A 17439-nucleotide genomic window follows, 5' to 3' on the forward strand; every position below is an offset into this window, starting at 1 on the left:
CGGACGCCAGTCTATCTTATTGGCAAGCAGGTATAAGGGATGCCTGGGATTCAGCTGGTCTGTCAAAGAGCTGAACAAGGAGGGCTGAGGGGTGGTCTTGTTTATCATAATAATCTGCAAGTTTTCAACCATAAAGATACAAAAACTTGCAGATATATCAAAGCAATTTATATATTAATATGTTGATTATTAGGCGTAAAAGCACATTCTAAGGGGCGACTAAGTATACTTTTTCAAAAGCTTCTTTAGCCCCTGGCCCTGTGATATCATGATTACCTTTAGTCATAATGAAAGGTACTTTCAGATTCATTTTGTTGACAGCTTTAAAGGCACTGTTAGCCATCTGTATTGCTTTTTGTGGGGAACCGGCCAATCCTTCTGACAAGTCCCCCATTTGCAGAACGGCTTTTATTGACGGCTGGTGTTTTTGAACTTGCCCGCTGATTATCCGGGAGAATTCCGGCCATGTATTTTTCGTGAATACTGAATATTCTTTGGTAACTTGGCGCAGATCATCCGGTTTGGTGGATAACCATTCCATATCGTGATCTTCCAATAAATCATAGTGTATATCTCCCAACAAGAGAAATGAAACTTCTTTTTCATTTTGCTCTTGGGAGTATGATTGCAGAGAAGTCAAAAGCGATAAAAGGACAAATAATATTTTATTCATATTCTGTTATTTATTCATTTCAAAAGAAGGGGGTACACTGTCTGCCGCCCAATTCTTATTGGGAGTGTTTCCCATTGTAAATTCCAGTTTGCCGCCATTCATCAGTTCTTTATGTTCGAACCAGGATTGGTTCCAATCTTTGCCATTTAGTTTGGCTGATTGGATATATTTATTTGTCGGCGAATAGTTGTGCGCAATGACTTCGAATGATTTGCCGGCTCCTGTTTCAATAACTGCTCTTTCGAACATAGGAGTTCCGATGACATAAATAGGCAAACCAGGAGTAATAGGATAGAAACCTAGCATGGAGAAGACTACAAATGCTGACATTCCTCCGCCATCTTCGTCGCCCGGGAGTCCCATCAGGTCATTTCTAAACCATTCATCGAGCAATGTCCTTACTCTTTTTTGAGTTCTCCAGGGCTCTCCTATATAGTTGTACAGATAAGGAATGTGCATACTGGGTTCATTAGCCATTGAAAATTGACCTACATTACCCGTATGATCCGGTAATTGCGCATAAAATACATATTTGGCTTCGCCCAATGGGGTGTTATACATCGTTTCAAGATTATTTCTGAATGCTTCTTTCCCTCCCATCAGTTCAATTAAATCAGCAATATTATGGGGAACATCCCATCGGTATATCCAACCGTTATTCTCGCCGTATGCTTCACGAGCACCTAATCCACCGGCAGTGGCATAATCAAAGGGTTCTATGAATTCGCCTTTTGCATTTTTGGGATGGAAGAATTTTGTTTCAGGATTGAAAATATTCCGATAGTTTTTACTCCCTTGTAGAAAGTAGTTATAGTCTTTCTCATACCCAAGTTGTTTGGCTATTTGTGCCAGACACCATTCATCGTAAGACGTACCTAGAGTGACGGCTACCGGTTGGCGTTTTTCAAATGGGTGTACTTCGTCAGCTGTTTCTTGTTCTCCCGGTGCCAATGCCGGTAAATATCCGTTTTCCCAATAGAATTTTGTGATTTCACCTCCCTTTATGCCTGACCACGGGGCTAACGTTTTTTCTGTAATACCAAGTTTGCAGGCTTCGTAAGCAGCTGATAAATCAAAGTTACGGATTCCTTTTATATATGAATCAATAACAGTGGCTACACCGTGATTGGAATTCATTCTACGGCTGTCTCCCGTAACTTCAGGAAATGTAGGCATCCAGTTATGTTCCATTTGCTGTGCCATTCTGATAAAAGACTGAATCATGTCAGCTTCCATTTGTGGTTCGATGATAACACGTAAGGGGTGGACTGCTCTATACGTGTCCCAAATCCAATCGTCGGTATAAAATGGGACAGAATCTTTGTGGATACTATTGTCGAAAGCACTGTAATAGCGGTTGTCTTCCGAAAGGCAAATCATCCGTTCGTAAGTCCGGTAGAGGGAAGTATAGAATATTGCTTTTGCATTTTCGTCTATTCCTTCCACTTTGATTTTATTTAATGTTTGATTCCAGATGTTTTTGGCAATGTTCATCTGGTTTTCCACATCATAATCTTTTATTTCCCGCTGTAGGTTGGCTTTTGCTTGCTTTTCATCAATGAAGGAAATACCGTAGCGAACTTTGATTGTTTTTATATCTGTTGAATATAAGAGAGCGATACCCACGTTCTTGCCTTTTATGGCAGTGTGGCTGTGATTTATTTCTTCTTTGCTGACAGTCATCGTTTTTTCCGGCAGTGCGGAAGTCTCCATATAAACATATACTTTGGTTTGATGATCTATGTTCTGATAACCGGAAATGGTATTCTCCGTAGTTTTAAGCTCACCATTGGTGGTACTAAGTATTAAATATGGAGCATTGTTTTTCCGGAAACTTAGTTCATAGATTCCTGCCTGGTGGGAAGGAGCGAATTTAGTGGAAACCTCTTCTTCTTCAAAATAGGAAGAATAGGAATAGGGTTTTATCACTTCATTATCATAACAATAGTAATATACCGGTTGTAATCCGATCTCTGCTCCCTGATAGAAAGACAGGCTGAATGCAGACTTTCCCCGATGCGAGGTGACAATGACCGGTAAGCCTTTTATTTTATCAGAAGTGTAATCTGTTCTTTCCGGATAGATGCGGAGCATACTATTGGGAAGATGAACAGTTGGGTAAGTAGGAACTAACAAATGACTGATATTCCCCATATAAGGATTTACATAGTCAACCGGAGTTGACACTACCTCTTGCTTGTTGCTGCATCCATTGACGATTAAAATCATTAACAGTACTAACGGAATGAATTTTCTCTTGTACATAAACAGATTTTTTTATTTTTCGATGGTTTTAATTAGATTTGCTGTAAATATAGGATAGTTTGATTAATGAAAACTTAATGTAACCTTAAAATCTATCTTCTACAAATATTTTTTTTGTAAAGTTTCGCCATTAAGAGAATATTAATCACCATAAAATATCTTTGGTTCATCTTTAATGCATTAATCAATACTGTATTTTTTAATTTAATAATTAAGTATTATGAAAAACTAAATACAGTATTAAAACAGGTTATCTCTTACTGGCTATTGGAAGCTACTGTTTAGTTTAGTTCATTAGAGCACCGGAATGAATCTATTTTTAAAGGTGGGGCTGCTCTGAACCGAATCTCTAGGATTTCAGGTTGGCCAAAAGAATCTGATGATTGAAAAAGAGAGAGTTCTGCTGGTTTATATCAAATAGGGACGAAGCGTATAGGCATAAAAAAAGGAGCAACGCCTTGCTCCAACCTTTGTTAACCTTAAATCTAATACTATGAAAAACACATTGCAAAGATACGGACTCTTGGGAAATTAGCAAATTATCCAAGAAAAATAGCATGTTTTATAACACGTTTTAATAGTTTTTCCCTACTTGTTAAGAAATCAGTCCTCCTTATTTCAAGGTATGTAACATTAATTTTGAAAATTGAATCGGAGCATACCGTTGATTCTCTGCCGAAAAACCGTTATCTTTGCAAGGATAATCACATTATGCACTCAATAAAAAAGAAAAGGAGACACCCGTGAACGAAGAAGAGATCGTCCTCACCCCGATGATGAAACAGTTTCTGGATTTGAAGGCAAAACATCCGGATGCAGTGATGCTGTTTCGTTGCGGTGACTTTTATGAAACATATTCTACGGATGCCATCGTTGCAGCCGAAATTTTAGGGATCACACTGACAAAACGTGCCAATGGGAAAGGAAAAACTATCGAGATGGCAGGTTTTCCTCATCATGCCCTTGATACCTACCTTCCGAAACTGGTTCGCGCTGGAAAACGTGTCGCTATCTGCGACCAGCTCGAAGACCCCAAAATGACGAAGAAGCTGGTGAAGCGTGGTATTACCGAATTGGTTACTCCTGGTGTTTCTATCAATGATAATGTTCTGAACTATAAAGAGAATAACTTCCTGGCTGCCGTTCATTTCGGAAAGGCTTCCTGTGGAGTTGCTTTTCTCGATATTTCTACCGGTGAATTCCTTACTGCAGAAGGACCTTTTGATTATATAGACAAACTGTTGAATAACTTTGCCCCTAAGGAAATTCTTTTTGAACGTGGCAAACGCCTGATGTTTGAAGGTAATTTCGGTAACAAGTTCTTTACATTCGAGCTGGACGACTGGGTATTTACAGAAACGACTGCCCGTGAGAAACTGCTGAAACACTTTGAAACGAAGAATCTGAAAGGTTTCGGAGTGGAGCACTTGAAAAACGGTATCATTGCTTCCGGTGCTATCCTGCAGTATCTGACAATGACGCAGCATACGCAGATTGGTCACATCACTTCATTGGCACGTATTGAAGAAGATAAATACGTCCGTCTGGATAAGTTCACGGTGCGTAGCCTTGAGCTGATTGGCAATATGAATGATGGAGGCAGTAGTCTAATCAATGTGATCGACAGAACGATCAGCCCGATGGGAGCGCGTCTGTTGAAACGTTGGATGGTTTTTCCGTTGAAGGATGAGAAGCCGATCAATGAACGCTTGAATGTAGTGGAATATTTCTTCCGCCAACCTGATTTTAAGGAGCTGATTGAAGAACAGTTGCATCTGATAGGTGACCTGGAACGTATTATTTCCAAAGTGGCTGTAGGACGTGTGTCGCCTCGTGAAGTCGTTCAGTTGAAAGTTGCCTTGCAAGCAATTGAGCCGATAAAACAGGCATGTATGGAAGCTGATAATGCGAGCTTGAATCGCATTGGCGAACAGTTGAATCTTTGTATTTCTATTCGTGACCGGATTGCCAAAGAGATTAAAAATGATCCTCCTTTACTGATAAATAAAGGTGGAGTGATTCAGGACGGTGTGAACGCAGACTTGGATGAATTGCGGCAAATCTCCTATTCAGGAAAAGATTATCTGCTAAAGATACAACAGCGGGAGAGCGAAGAGACGGGTATTCCGAGCTTGAAAGTAGCTTATAATAATGTATTCGGTTATTATATCGAAGTCCGTAATGTGCATAAGGATAAGGTTCCACCCGAATGGATTCGCAAACAGACGTTGGTCAACGCAGAGCGTTATATCACGCAGGAACTGAAAGAGTACGAAGAGAAGATTTTGGGAGCGGAGGATAAGATTCTGGTTCTGGAAACGCAGCTATATACAGACTTAGTACAGGCATTGATGGAATTTATTCCACAGATACAGATTAATGCGAATCAGATTGCACGTCTGGACTGCTTGTTGTCATTTGCCAATGTGGCCCGTGAGAATCGTTATATCCGTCCGATTATTGAGGATAATGACGTACTGGATATTCGTCAGGGACGTCACCCGGTAATAGAAAAACAACTTCCAATAGGCGAGAAGTATATTGCCAATGATGTAATGCTGGACAGCGATACACAGCAGATTATTATTATTACAGGTCCGAACATGGCCGGTAAGTCGGCACTCTTGCGCCAAACAGCATTGATTACGCTATTGGCTCAAATCGGCTCGTTTGTTCCTGCGGAAAGTGCGCATATCGGTTTAGTTGATAAGATATTTACCCGTGTAGGAGCGAGTGATAATATATCAGTCGGTGAATCTACATTTATGGTAGAGATGAATGAAGCGGCTGATATCCTGAATAATGTTTCTTCCCGGAGTCTGGTATTATTTGACGAATTGGGTCGTGGTACTTCTACTTATGATGGTATTTCCATTGCTTGGGCAATTGTAGAGTATATCCATGAACATCCGAAAGCAAAAGCACGTACATTATTTGCTACGCATTATCATGAATTGAATGAGATGGAGAAATCTTTCAAGCGCATCAAGAATTATAATGTATCGGTGAAAGAAGTTGATAATAAAGTAATCTTCCTTCGTAAACTGGAACGTGGCGGTAGTGAACACTCTTTTGGTATTCATGTGGCAAAGATGGCCGGTATGCCGAAAAGCATTGTGAAACGTGCAAATGAGATATTGAAACAGCTTGAATCTGATAATCGCCAACAGGGCATAGCAGGTAAACCGTTGGCAGAAGTGAGCGAGAATCGTGGAGGTATGCAGTTAAGCTTCTTCCAGTTGGACGATCCGATTCTCTGTCAGATTCGCGATGAGATATTGAATCTTGATGTGAATAATCTTACTCCTATTGAAGCGCTGAATAAACTGAATGATATTAAGAAGATAGTCAGGGGGAAATAATTATTTCCCCTTTGATTTTAGTAACTCCTCCACTTTCCTGTAAAACAATGAAAGGTGATGCCCGTCTACAAATCCGTGATGAATAGTCATGGCGATAGGCATTACTAATTTGCCTTTTTTGATGATTGCTTTCCCAGCATTCAGTAGCGGATAATTGTTGCCGCTTTGTTTTTCCTGTGTCCCAGTGATTGAAGTAAAATATAAATCGGGAGTTGCGCTTAATAGAATCAGCCCATAATCTCCGTTGGCTACCTCTCCGTTTTCGGCTGCATACGGATCTCCATTTTCGGGAATGGAATCAATTATCTTTCGGGCTTCCTGATAAAAGGTCTCGAAATCTTCGTGATAAGGGAAACGTATGGTGAAGAATTTACCGTTTTCTTTTATCTTGATCGGAGATAGAATATCTATTTGGTCATAGAGTACTACACGACCTTCCGGATCAATGCGATAGCGTAATTCTGGAATCTCGTTGGCTGCGCGAAGCACCGCATAAAGGTAATGGAGGAAGAAAGACTGGTGAGCCTCTTTGGCCCGTTTTTTTGCTCCTCCGCATTCTACTTCGGAGGTTATGGATAATTGTGGATTCTGGAAGCGGCGGAAGAAATTGAAATTCTCCTTCCGCTCCCAAGTTTCTATATCTATGATCTGTTTCATTTCTTTTCTACTTTCTTCCGGTTATAAAAGAACATGAAATAGACGCCTATTATGATAAACGGAACGCTTAACCATTGTCCCATATTGAACATCATGCTGTTTTCAAAATCTTCCTGATTTTCTTTTAGGAATTCGATGAAAAAGCGGAAGGTGAAGATATAAGTCAGACAAAGGCCGAAGAAGAAGCCGCGATGCAGTTTCTTACTGTAATTCTTATACAGGTAAATCATGATGAAGAACAGGATAAGATAAGCGATGGCTTCGTAGAGCTGTCCCGGATGACGGGGTTGCATATCTACACGCTCGAAAACGAATGCCCAAGGTACATCAGACGGTTTGCCGATGATTTCGGAGTTCATCAGGTTGGCAAGGCGGATGAAGCAGGCGGTGATTGGAGTAGCTACGGCAATCATATCCAGCACGTCCATATAATGGAGCTTCGTCTTGCGGCAATATAGCCAAAGGGCGATTATCAATCCTAATGTACCGCCGTGGCTGGCAAGTCCTTCATATCCGGTAAATTTCCAGTTTCCGTCCGGCATGAATTTGATAGGAAGAATCATTTCCCAAAAATGAGACAAGTAGTATCCCGGATCATAGAACAGACAGTGTCCCAGGCGGGCACCAATCAGAATACCAAAGAAACAGTAAAAGAAAAGCGGGTCAAACTTCTTTTCCTCTATCTTTTTATCCCGGTACTGGTAGTGAACAACCACATAAGCAAAGAATATTCCTACTGCCCACAGTAATCCGTAATAACGGATAGAAATGCCGAACAGGTTGAATAGTTCGGGATTCGGGTTCCAGTTGATGGATAATAGCATGGTATTCATTCTATATTGGATTAATGTTAATGATTAGATTTTTTGAATTTCTCCGCAACCATCCGGTAGGTCGGTATATCTATTCCCTGTTCTTCGGCTGCTGCAATCATGTCGAAGAGCAATCCTTGTATTTCCGAGTCGTGTCCGCGTGCCAGGTCTTTTTGCATAGAAGCGGTACTTTCGGGGTCGAGCTTGTCAATCACTTTCAGGTTGTAGCTGACTGGGTCTTCGGGAAATTCGACGCCTAGTTTCTTTCCTAAGGCAGCGCTTTCCGTAGAAAGTCCGATAAATGTATTCCGTATCTTTCCCGGTTTCTGTACTTCTCCCATCGGAACGTCGTAGTAAGCACCCGTTACGGCCATTGCAGAGATAAACGACCATTTGATAAACGTATCCCGGTTGATGTCTGGTGACAGGTCTACCTTTATGCCTGCTTCCTGCAAGTCTTGTTGGATGGCTTCCAGCAATCCGGGCTTCACAACCGTGCCGTGATGAGCACCATATACCAGACGGAATATTTTTCCCATTTGGGTGATTTCTCCGGTGCCGGATAAGAAGCCTACGATATAGATGCAGCCGTCGAGAACGGTAACTTCCGGAACTAGCTTCTGTATGCGCGGCCCTGTGCCATATACATTCAGAATAGGGATGACAACCGTGTCTTTGTGTGCTGCTCTTTTTATCAGTTCTACGATGGAATCGACCGAATAACCTTTCACGCATACAAATATCACATCTGCTTTCCCGCTAAATTCTTCAGCCGTAGTAGCCGGGATTCGGAGCGTATGTTCACCCTTTAAATCCGACTTCAGTTTCAAACCGTTCGTTTGAATCGACTGCAAATGAGCTCCACGGGCAATACAAGTTACATCTTTGCCTGCCAGCGACAAGAATCCTGCGATACTGCCGCCTACACCTCCCGTTCCTGCAATGAGATATTTCATATTGTTAGCGAATTAGTAATTAATAAGTCGTCGGTAGTTACCGATAATCACACGTTGAAACGGAAATGCATGATGTCGCCATCCTGCACCACATATTCTTTTCCTTCCACACCCAGTTTTCCGGCTTCTTTCACAGCTGCTTCCGAGCCGTATTTGATATAATCATCGTATTTGATAACTTCGGCACGGATAAAGCCTTTCTCAAAATCGGTGTGGATAACACCAGCGCATTGCGGAGCTTTCCAACCTTTTTCGTAAGTCCAGGCACGTACTTCCTGTACGCCGGCTGTGAAGTAAGTTTCGAGGTTCAGGAGTTTATAAGCCGATTTGATAAGACGTGCCACGCCCGACTCTTCCAGTCCTACTTCGGCAAGGAACATCTGGCGGTCTTCATACGTTTCCAGTTCGGCGATGTCGGCTTCTGTCTTGGCGGCAACAATCAGGATTTGAGCATTCTCGTCTTTTACGGCTTCGCGTACCATATCTACGTATTTATTTCCGTTTACTGCGCTTGCTTCATCAACATTGCAGACATACATTACCGGTTTGCTGGTTAGTAGGAACAGTTCGTGAGCAATCTTTTGTTCGTCTTTTGTTTCAAAAGTCACTGTACGTGCAGATTTTCCCTGTTCCAGTGCGTCTTTATATTGAACGAGTACATCGTAAGCTAACTTTGCAGCTTTGTCTCCGCCCGTCTGTGCTTGTTTCTGTACTTTCTGGATACGGCTTTCGATGGTTTCCAGGTCTTTCAATTGAAGTTCGTAGTCAATGATTTCTTTGTCGCGGACGGGATTTACGCTTCCGTCTACGTGTGTCACATTGTCGTCATCGAAGCAACGGAGTACGTGGATAATTGCGTCTGTTTCACGGATATTGGCAAGGAACTTGTTTCCCAGTCCTTCACCTTTGCTTGCGCCTTTCACCAGTCCGGCGATATCTACGATTTCTACAGTTGTAGGAACAATTCGTTGGGGGTGCACCAATTCAGCGAGTGCGTTCAGACGTTCGTCAGGAACAGTGATTACACCTACATTGGGTTCAATTGTACAGAAAGGGAAATTTGCCGCCTGTGCTTTCGCATTCGACAAACAGTTGAAAAGTGTCGACTTACCCACGTTCGGTAGTCCTACAATACCACATTGCAATGCCATTTATCTATTTCGTTTTTATTTAGTTATCGATAATCTGACTGCAAAGATAGGCATTTTTAGATTATATACATTGGTTGGAAAACAAATACTTCTTTCTTATATCTATTTAATGAGTAAAGGATGCCGTTTTCAGGCATCCCTATAAATGTAAAGTAAACTTTAGAACGTCATAGGTACGCCTACCATGACACCAAGTGTCTTATCTTCTGCAGGAATTAGCGAGGACATCACATATTGGCTGGAATTGTTGTACAAAGCCGGCCAGCTTTTAATGAAGAATTTGTGTTTTTTAAAGTAACCATCTAAAATAGGTGACAGGCATTTGTCGAACTCTTCGTGATTAGGATTGCTTGTATCGAACGGTGTATAATCTCCAAAAGTGATAGAACCATCTGAATTCTTCTGATAATTGAATGTATAATAGAATCCGTAAGTATCGGCTCCTAATGAACCGTTTTGATATATTTTATAACCAATCTCCACTATACTTCCGTCTGTGTACATGTGTATGGCAACATACACAATATAGAATTGAGTTTGAGTGAATGCAAATAAATTCGAAACAGCAGCTTTATGTTTATCAAAATATTCGGATGACCATTGATTTTGCATATCGTTGTACACTACCATTGTCTGATGAATTGCTCCTGGAGGTGCATTGAATAGAGGAACAATTGGTGTAGTACCTCCTTTAATTTCAAGTATATCATTGCCTACTTGTGTAGTGTATCCGGTGGATGTCTTGTTGAATTGATAAATTTCGTAACCATCAAGGATTAACGGGTTCATCATTACGATATTTCCGTTCAGGTCTATTTTAGAACCTTCTATTTGTAGGGTCGGATTTCCATTGTTAGCGGATAAGAAACCAGTTTTTCTACCATTAGATACAAAATCATACGCTTGTCCTTTATAACTGAAAGTGAAGTATTTTTTTTGATAGATAGGAGCCTGATCCTGATTTTCCATTAAGGCGCCATTTTTGATGGCCTCTCTTTCCTCATTGGTAGCTTTAGTCAGTGTAGCTTCCATTTTGTTTTTTCTTCCTTTTAGGAGAAACTGATCGTTTTTGTAGGATATAATCTCGTATTCGTAGTCTGCTCCTAATCCGGTTCCTGCTTGTCCTGCACCATTCATCAGCTGGTTGGGATCTGCAAAGATAGATAAGAAAGAGTATGTATCAAATGATATAGTTGGTCCTTGTAGTGGCTTGAGTATATAGCTACTTTCAAACGGACTTGCTTTCAAGTCGCGGTAATATTCTACATAATCGAACATCATAGATACTCGATTGTCTGCAGTGAATTGCATCCATAAGGTGTGAATACCTCCTAATTGGGTATTTATTTCTGCAATCCATCCATCGGGAGCTCCTGTGAGTATATCAGTATATTCCTGCATTTTAGTTTGAATCCGTTTATCCGGGTTTTCCATATAAATGTCGGTTTCATTATTGCAAGATGAAAATATACTGCACAATGCTACACAGGTTAGAAGATAATATGTATAAACTATTTTCATAATTATTTATTCTGGAGTGTTTTCATTTACAATTTGATTAATAGCATCTTGTACTAAAGATACTAATCCTTTATTTCCCATTGCGTCGTCATAAAACTGTACGTTCCATACATTTTTAAAGTAATTGATCACAATTTCTTCTTTAGCCAGTAATCTGGTTAAAGCCGTTTGTGCCTGATTGGCAAGGGCTATACGCTGTGCTGTTTCTTCTGCTGTTTCTCCCTCTGAAGGAGGAGACGTTGTTAAACTTTTGAGCAAATTAATTCGATAGTCACGCCATTCTTTTCCATACACCATAATTAATGATGCCACTTCAACGAAATCTTCATCAACTCCCGACATTGCGTATGCGGAATAGAATCCGGCAAGTAATGCGCTTACTTCCGTTTCAGAAGTCCATCCTGTCGGATTATAATCTCCGGCGGATATATCTTTGAAACTGGAATCATACATTTTGGTTTGATGGAGAATATGAGCGAATTCGTGTTCAATGGTATGCATGATAGAACGTATCCAGTCTGCATCACTCGGATTGTAGCTATTACCATCAAATAGTGTAATTTTACGAGCGCCTTCAGCCTGTCCTAATACTTGACTGCCATCTGCATTATATTCCGGGCTACCTACCAAAATGATTTTCTTAGGTGTCATTTCTCTAAGAAATTTATCTCCTGCCAATTGTTTATAAGGCTCAAACCACACTCGTTGAATCATATCCATAGAAGGTTTTACGAAGCGTTCCATAATGGGGACTAGTTGGGCGGTAGTGTTCAGTTCATAACTGTTCCATTTATATTTCACTTCGATATTGTAAGCTTGGGTATAGTTTTCATATAACCATTTATCCAGTTCATTTTTTTGCTCGTCATTTCCACCCAATCCATAAATCTCTTGGTCAAGATTGAGTTTGTCCTCATTACAGGCAGTGAAAATAACAGTACTAATGCAGAATAGTAGCATGAAATATGCTTGTATCCATTTGGCAATGTGATTTGTTGTTTTCATTTTATTCCCATGTATTATTTACGTTATTTCTTGGATTAAGTTTTATTCCCGAAATAGTTGCCATTTCCGGAATTTGTAGTACCCTTCGGTCGTCGTCCGGCATTAAGCTGGACTTGCTGCCGTTAGCTTGGGTATGGGTGACGGGGATATTCCAGCGTACAATATCATACCATCTAAGTCCTTCATTATAAAACTCTATACTTCTGAAATCAAGTATTGCAAGTAGGATACCTTTTTTCAAATCACTCCAAGAGTCTGTCTGATTGTACTTATTGATGAAGTGATCAGTATTATTAAGTTTGGTTTTATAGAAATTGAGTATCTTATCGCGTGTAATACATAATTCTTTAGAATCATAATATCTGCTTGATGCCGGGCTTCTTGCTATAACAAAACGTTGGCTGGCATATAAATTTAGATCAGCGATAGCTTTGTCATATTGGTTAAGCATTAGGTAGGCTTCTGCACGGTTTAATAACACTTCTTCCATTCTCAAAACAGGAATATTGGCATACGGCAAAAAGTTGGATGCGTCTAAAGATTCTTGTTTAGTAAATTGGGTAAATTTAGGTATGAAGTAGAAATTGGATGTACCGTAATAGGGAATAGCCCACATGCCATTTGTAACATTATCTGCATTGATTGTCTTGCCAATGTCAGTAGAAGATAAACCATATCTTGAATAGAAGGGTAATTCTCCCCAGGCGATTGAAGACAATGCTTCTGTAATCAATAAATTGGCATTGGTGGAAGAACTGCAGAAATACGAACGCATTTCAATATATCCGCTTGCATCCATGTAAGTTGTTGCAAAAGGATGAAAGTTGTTGCTTACAAACGAAAATGCAGGATCATCTTTTGAGATATATTGTTGCGGTGTACCATCTTGATTTTTAAGAGGTTCTCCTTTACTATCCGTCAATGTTTCAAATTGTGACGGTATGGAAATGAGTTGATTGGCATATTCAAGTACCTTATCATATTGTTTCATTAATAGATAAAGACGGGTACCAAAGGCGGCAGCTGATTTCTTATTGAAATGATATTTGGGAGCTGTATAAATGCTTCCATCCGTCATAAGAGGATAACTGTCCTCAAAATCTTGTGTGATTTTTCTATAAGTGTCTGCCACTGTCTCCCGGTCATATTGTTCTACTGGCTGTGTTTCTGGTTTCTCTACATAAGGAATACCCGGATATAACGATGCAGTCGATTCGTCATATTGTTGGGCAAAGAGTGAAGCAAGACAAAAATGTGAGAAGGCTCTGGTCATGAGTGCTTCTCCCTTTTGATTGATTGTGCTTGAAGGTGTTCCTAACTCGTCGATAGAAATAAGCGCCTGGTTAGATACTGCAATAGCTGCATAGCATCCTGTCCAGAAGTTTTCGAAGGAATCATTTCCATCTTCTATCACGTCTTTCCATAAGAAATTTTCACCCATAAAGCTGAATAATGCTCCTGGTTGCGCACCAGAGTAAACACTTCCGAAGTCGGTTATGTAATCACAACGGGTATTGACAATAGCCGCATAAGAAACTTTAGGATACGCATTTACTAGTAATGCGGATACTTTATCCGGAGAATCTATTTGAGTACGTTCGTCGGGTACTTTGTCCAGAAAGTCAGAGCAACTGGTACAAAAGGACATGATTCCAATATATAAGTATATTTTAATTCTCTTCATTGTATAAGGATGATTTAGAAACTGACATCTAATGAAAAAATAACTTGTTTTTGTATCGGTTGGGCTACGCCACCGGTATTGACAAATTCAGGGTCTTGTCCATTCAATTTTTTATCAGAGTATAGTAACCATAAGTTTTTGCCGGTTACTCGTAAACGAATATCAGAGAACAACTTCCACGATTTAAAAAGCTTCTGCGGAATGGTATATCCTACAGATAATGATTTAAGACGGATGAAATCTCCTTTTGCTACCCGTATATCTGAATAATTGTATGCTGAATAAGGATAAGTACTGCTCAAATCTGATATCAGATCTTTATCAGCTATTGCAGGGATATTAGTATGTTTCTCATCTCCTCTGAATTCCCATCTGTTAAAGAACTCTTTGGGGGTTGCTTGAGAATCATTATAACTGCTGTTAAATACAGGATTCAACCGGATTACATTTCCGGCTTGGAAAGTGAAGAAAATATCTAATGAGATACCTTTCCAAGTAAAGGAATTGTTAAATCCTCCTGTATATTTGGGATCTGTCGGTCCTTCGTATTTTAAGTAATCTGTTGAAGTACTTTGGAAATTGATATCACTGGTGATAGTGCCATTCTCATCATAGAACATCGGTACACCATTTTCCGGATTCAGACCGGCAAATGGTATAGAGAAAAGCCCGTTCACCGGATACCCGTTTTTATTTCCTCCTGTGATTCCTACCAACGTGTTGACTTGTGGTTGTTGCATTGAATTCTTGATTTCATTTTTGGAATATCCCATAGTGAAAGAACTTGACCACATGAAATCTTTTGTTACAATAGGTTTTCCTGACAATGTTATATCGAAACCGGAGGCGCTTAAGTCGGCACTATTGGCCCATTTATATCTTTCTCCTCCAATTCCGGAGACTTTTATTACACTTAACAAGTCGAAACTGTTTCGGATAAAATAGTCAAAAGAGAAGTCGAGTCTTCCTTTAAGGAAAGTGGCATCAAAACCAAAATTAGATTGATAACTCTTTTCCCATGTCAAATCAGAATTACCTAATGTGTAAATTTCAATGCCTGATTCGATGTCCGTACTTGGGCGCGTAGTATTAGAATTTATAAAAATAGGTGTTGCATTTGATAATGGAGGCATACTGGCTGTTAATCCAACGCCGGCACGTAGCGCTAATACATCCAGCCAGACAAAGTCTTTCATAAACGTCTCATTACCTATATTCCATTTCCCACTGATATTCCAGGTAGGCAGCCAGCGGGCTGAACTGGAATTTGCCATTGTGTTGGAGCCGTCATACCGTACTGTTCCGGAGATGGAATATCGTCTGTCATAGGTGTAATCAACATTTGCATAAAAAGCGGCAAAACGATCGTATGTCAAAGCTCTTGAATAATAATCAAAATTTTGCTCGATCATTTGTTTCATTATAAGATAGTTCATACTAACAGTGCCTCCCATGTCATATTGGAATCCGTAGCCGGTGTTGCTGTTCGTTTGTCTATCGGAATATTTGATTTGTTGTCCTAATAATGCGTTGAACTCATGTTTCTCATTCCATATTTTGCTGAAACTAACAGAGTTTCTTATATCATAATTTAATAATAAGTTTTCGGCAGTATTATAGAATCCCCCTTTAGAGAGAACAACAATCGGTTCGGCTGACGGATCACTAGGGTCCTTGTAGAGGTAGGGATTGTTTTCTCGAATGGTAGAATTGCCAGCTGCACGATAAGCATTTGCCATATTAGAATTTTCGTGTATTTCATGCTCTTGCTTTGAACGTACATAGCGGATAGCTCCGGTAAAATTGTATTTCAATCCTTTAATAATTTGCCAGTTAAATTCGGCTTGAGCTTTTAAATCTATCACATTCAATTTAATATAGTTATTATCGAGTTCTTCTAAAATATTGAATGGGGCAAAGTTGAGTGTATAATATTCCCGTTCTCCATTTGAGTCGTATGCTCGTAATGCACGGCTTGTGTTTAATGCATAATTGAACGGATTTATGTCAAAATTACGTGAGGAAATACCACTTACAACGTCACTGGAACGACTTAATGAACCGGGAGCGTTCTGCATTCTGACAGAACCTACCGTTTGAAAACTAAATCCGATTTTGTCATTTAGCTGGTAGTCATTTCGGAAGTTCATTGTGATTCGATTCACTTTGTCGGCAACAGTCCATCCCGGATCGTTCAAAAAGCCTAATGAAATGTAGGATTTCGACTTTTGTGAACCACTTGATACACTTAATGTATGTTCATTCATTATGGAATTGGTAAATAGCAGATCAAACCAGTCTGTATTAGCTGCTGCGTGTTCCATTAAAAAGTTGTGACGGGCTGCATATGTATTTTCTAAAAGGTATTGTTGCTTTGATTCATCCCATGTGTTGATTCTATTATACATGATTCCATAAATACCGGAAGACTGGTTATTTACAATGTCCGAAGTTAATAAACCTTTTCGTTCCATTTCTGCATACACAGACATTTGATCGGCTGAATTCATAATATTGAATTCAGAATAACGTGGTTTGGTCCGTACTGTGTAGTTTCCGCTATAATGAATACGTGGTTTTCCTTCTTTTCCTCTTTTAGTCGTAATTACAACTACTCCATTCATAGCTCTGGCTCCATATAATGCTGTTGCAGCAGCATCTTTTAATACGTCAATTGTTTCGATATCGTTAGTATTGATACCTGCTACGGAGGAGCCTAACAGGGTGGTAGGGTCACCGCTTGCTAGTTGGTCGTTGGATACATTTACCACATCTTCTAATACGATTCCATCTACTACCCACAAAGGTTTGTTTTCTCCATTGATAGACGTGGCACCACGTACACGTATTTTGGGGGCACTACCAAAGGTACTCGATACATTCTGAATAGATACTCCGGCTGCTTTGCCTTCCAGCATACGGCTTATGTCTGTTTCACCGGGCAAATTAATATCATCAGCTTTGATTTTAACGGAAGAGCCGGTAAAGGTTGTTTTTTTAAGATTCTGAAACCCGGTGACTACTACCGCATCCAATAAAACAGAAGATTCTGATAATAATATCGTTACTTTCTTTTGTGTTCCAATGTTAACCTCTTTAGTCTCGTATCCCATAAAACTGACGATAAGGATATCGTTATTATTGACCTTCAAGGTAAAATTTCCATTATTGTCCGTAGTTGTTCCGCTCTTGACGTTCTTTATAGTAACACTGGCAAATGGGATAGGTTCTTGGTTAGTAGCATCTAGCACCTTACCAGTAATACTATGTTGTGCACTGGCCCTTGTAAGGCCAATGCACAATATGATAAATAATAGAATAATGTGTTTATTCATGTACCTGTTTTCTTTGGT

11 protein-coding genes are annotated in these 17439 nt (G+C 39.9%); 1 reads left to right on the forward strand and 10 read right to left on the reverse strand.

All coding sequences use genetic code 11. The annotated features are described in order from the left end of the window. Positions 1 to 208: 208 nt before the first annotated feature. Together HMPREF0106_RS09745 and HMPREF0106_RS09740 are read right to left on the reverse strand one after the other, a co-directional pair. Positions 209 to 673 carry a metallophosphoesterase gene (locus HMPREF0106_RS09745; protein WP_009040289.1) on the reverse strand — a complete coding sequence of 155 codons (465 nt, stop codon included), beginning with the start codon at positions 671 to 673 and terminating at the stop codon, positions 209 to 211. A gap of 6 nt (positions 674 to 679) precedes the next feature. Then, on the reverse strand, positions 680 to 2938 hold the full coding sequence (locus HMPREF0106_RS09740) for a GH92 family glycosyl hydrolase (protein ID WP_009040290.1): 2259 nt from the start codon (positions 2936 to 2938) through the stop codon (positions 680 to 682). A gap of 773 nt (positions 2939 to 3711) precedes the next feature. On the opposite strand from HMPREF0106_RS09740, the gene mutS reads away from it, so the two are divergent. Continuing rightward, complete coding sequence (mutS, locus tag HMPREF0106_RS09735) at positions 3712 to 6300, forward strand: DNA mismatch repair protein MutS (protein ID WP_032849410.1); 2589 nt, start codon at positions 3712 to 3714, stop codon at positions 6298 to 6300. Here the strand turns inward: mutS and HMPREF0106_RS09730 are convergent, their stop codons facing one another. The 8 genes from HMPREF0106_RS09730 to HMPREF0106_RS09695 form a co-directional block, all read right to left on the reverse strand. Further along, complete coding sequence (locus HMPREF0106_RS09730; RefSeq protein ID WP_009040291.1) at positions 6301 to 6957, reverse strand: chloramphenicol acetyltransferase; 657 nt, start codon at positions 6955 to 6957, stop codon at positions 6301 to 6303. After that, positions 6954 to 7790: a prolipoprotein diacylglyceryl transferase gene (gene lgt, locus HMPREF0106_RS09725; RefSeq protein ID WP_009040292.1), complete on the reverse strand. Its 837-nt coding sequence runs from the start codon at positions 7788 to 7790 to the stop codon at positions 6954 to 6956. Before lgt ends, HMPREF0106_RS09730 begins: the two co-directional genes overlap by 4 nt. A gap of 17 nt (positions 7791 to 7807) precedes the next feature. After that, positions 7808 to 8725 carry a ketopantoate reductase family protein gene (locus tag HMPREF0106_RS09720; RefSeq protein ID WP_009040293.1) on the reverse strand — a complete coding sequence of 306 codons (918 nt, stop codon included), beginning with the start codon at positions 8723 to 8725 and terminating at the stop codon, positions 7808 to 7810. 47 nt (positions 8726 to 8772) lie between these two features. Beyond that, a complete protein-coding gene (gene ychF / locus HMPREF0106_RS09715; protein WP_004298673.1) occupies positions 8773 to 9876 on the reverse strand; it encodes a redox-regulated ATPase YchF in 1104 nt (367 codons plus the stop codon). A 159-nt stretch (positions 9877 to 10035) separates the two neighbouring features. After that, complete coding sequence (locus tag HMPREF0106_RS09710) at positions 10036 to 11397, reverse strand: DUF4302 domain-containing protein (protein WP_255344239.1); 1362 nt, start codon at positions 11395 to 11397, stop codon at positions 10036 to 10038. Between the two features lie 6 nt (positions 11398 to 11403). Next, positions 11404 to 12402 (reverse strand): putative zinc-binding metallopeptidase, encoded by a 999-nt coding sequence (locus tag HMPREF0106_RS09705; RefSeq protein ID WP_004317346.1) that lies wholly within the window; start codon positions 12400 to 12402, stop codon positions 11404 to 11406. 1 nt (position 12403) lies between these two features. Then, the gene (locus HMPREF0106_RS09700; protein WP_032851443.1) at positions 12404 to 14086 is read right to left on the reverse strand and encodes a RagB/SusD family nutrient uptake outer membrane protein; all 1683 of its coding nucleotides are present in this window, start codon (positions 14084 to 14086) and stop codon (positions 12404 to 12406) included. 14 nt (positions 14087 to 14100) lie between these two features. Further along, positions 14101 to 17421, reverse strand: coding sequence for a SusC/RagA family TonB-linked outer membrane protein (locus HMPREF0106_RS09695; protein ID WP_009040296.1), 3321 nt, complete (start codon positions 17419 to 17421; stop codon positions 14101 to 14103). Positions 17422 to 17439: the final 18 nt, after the last annotated feature.

The organism is Bacteroides sp. D22, from assembly GCF_000163675.1.
GTDB classification, from domain to species: domain Bacteria; phylum Bacteroidota; class Bacteroidia; order Bacteroidales; family Bacteroidaceae; genus Bacteroides; species Bacteroides xylanisolvens.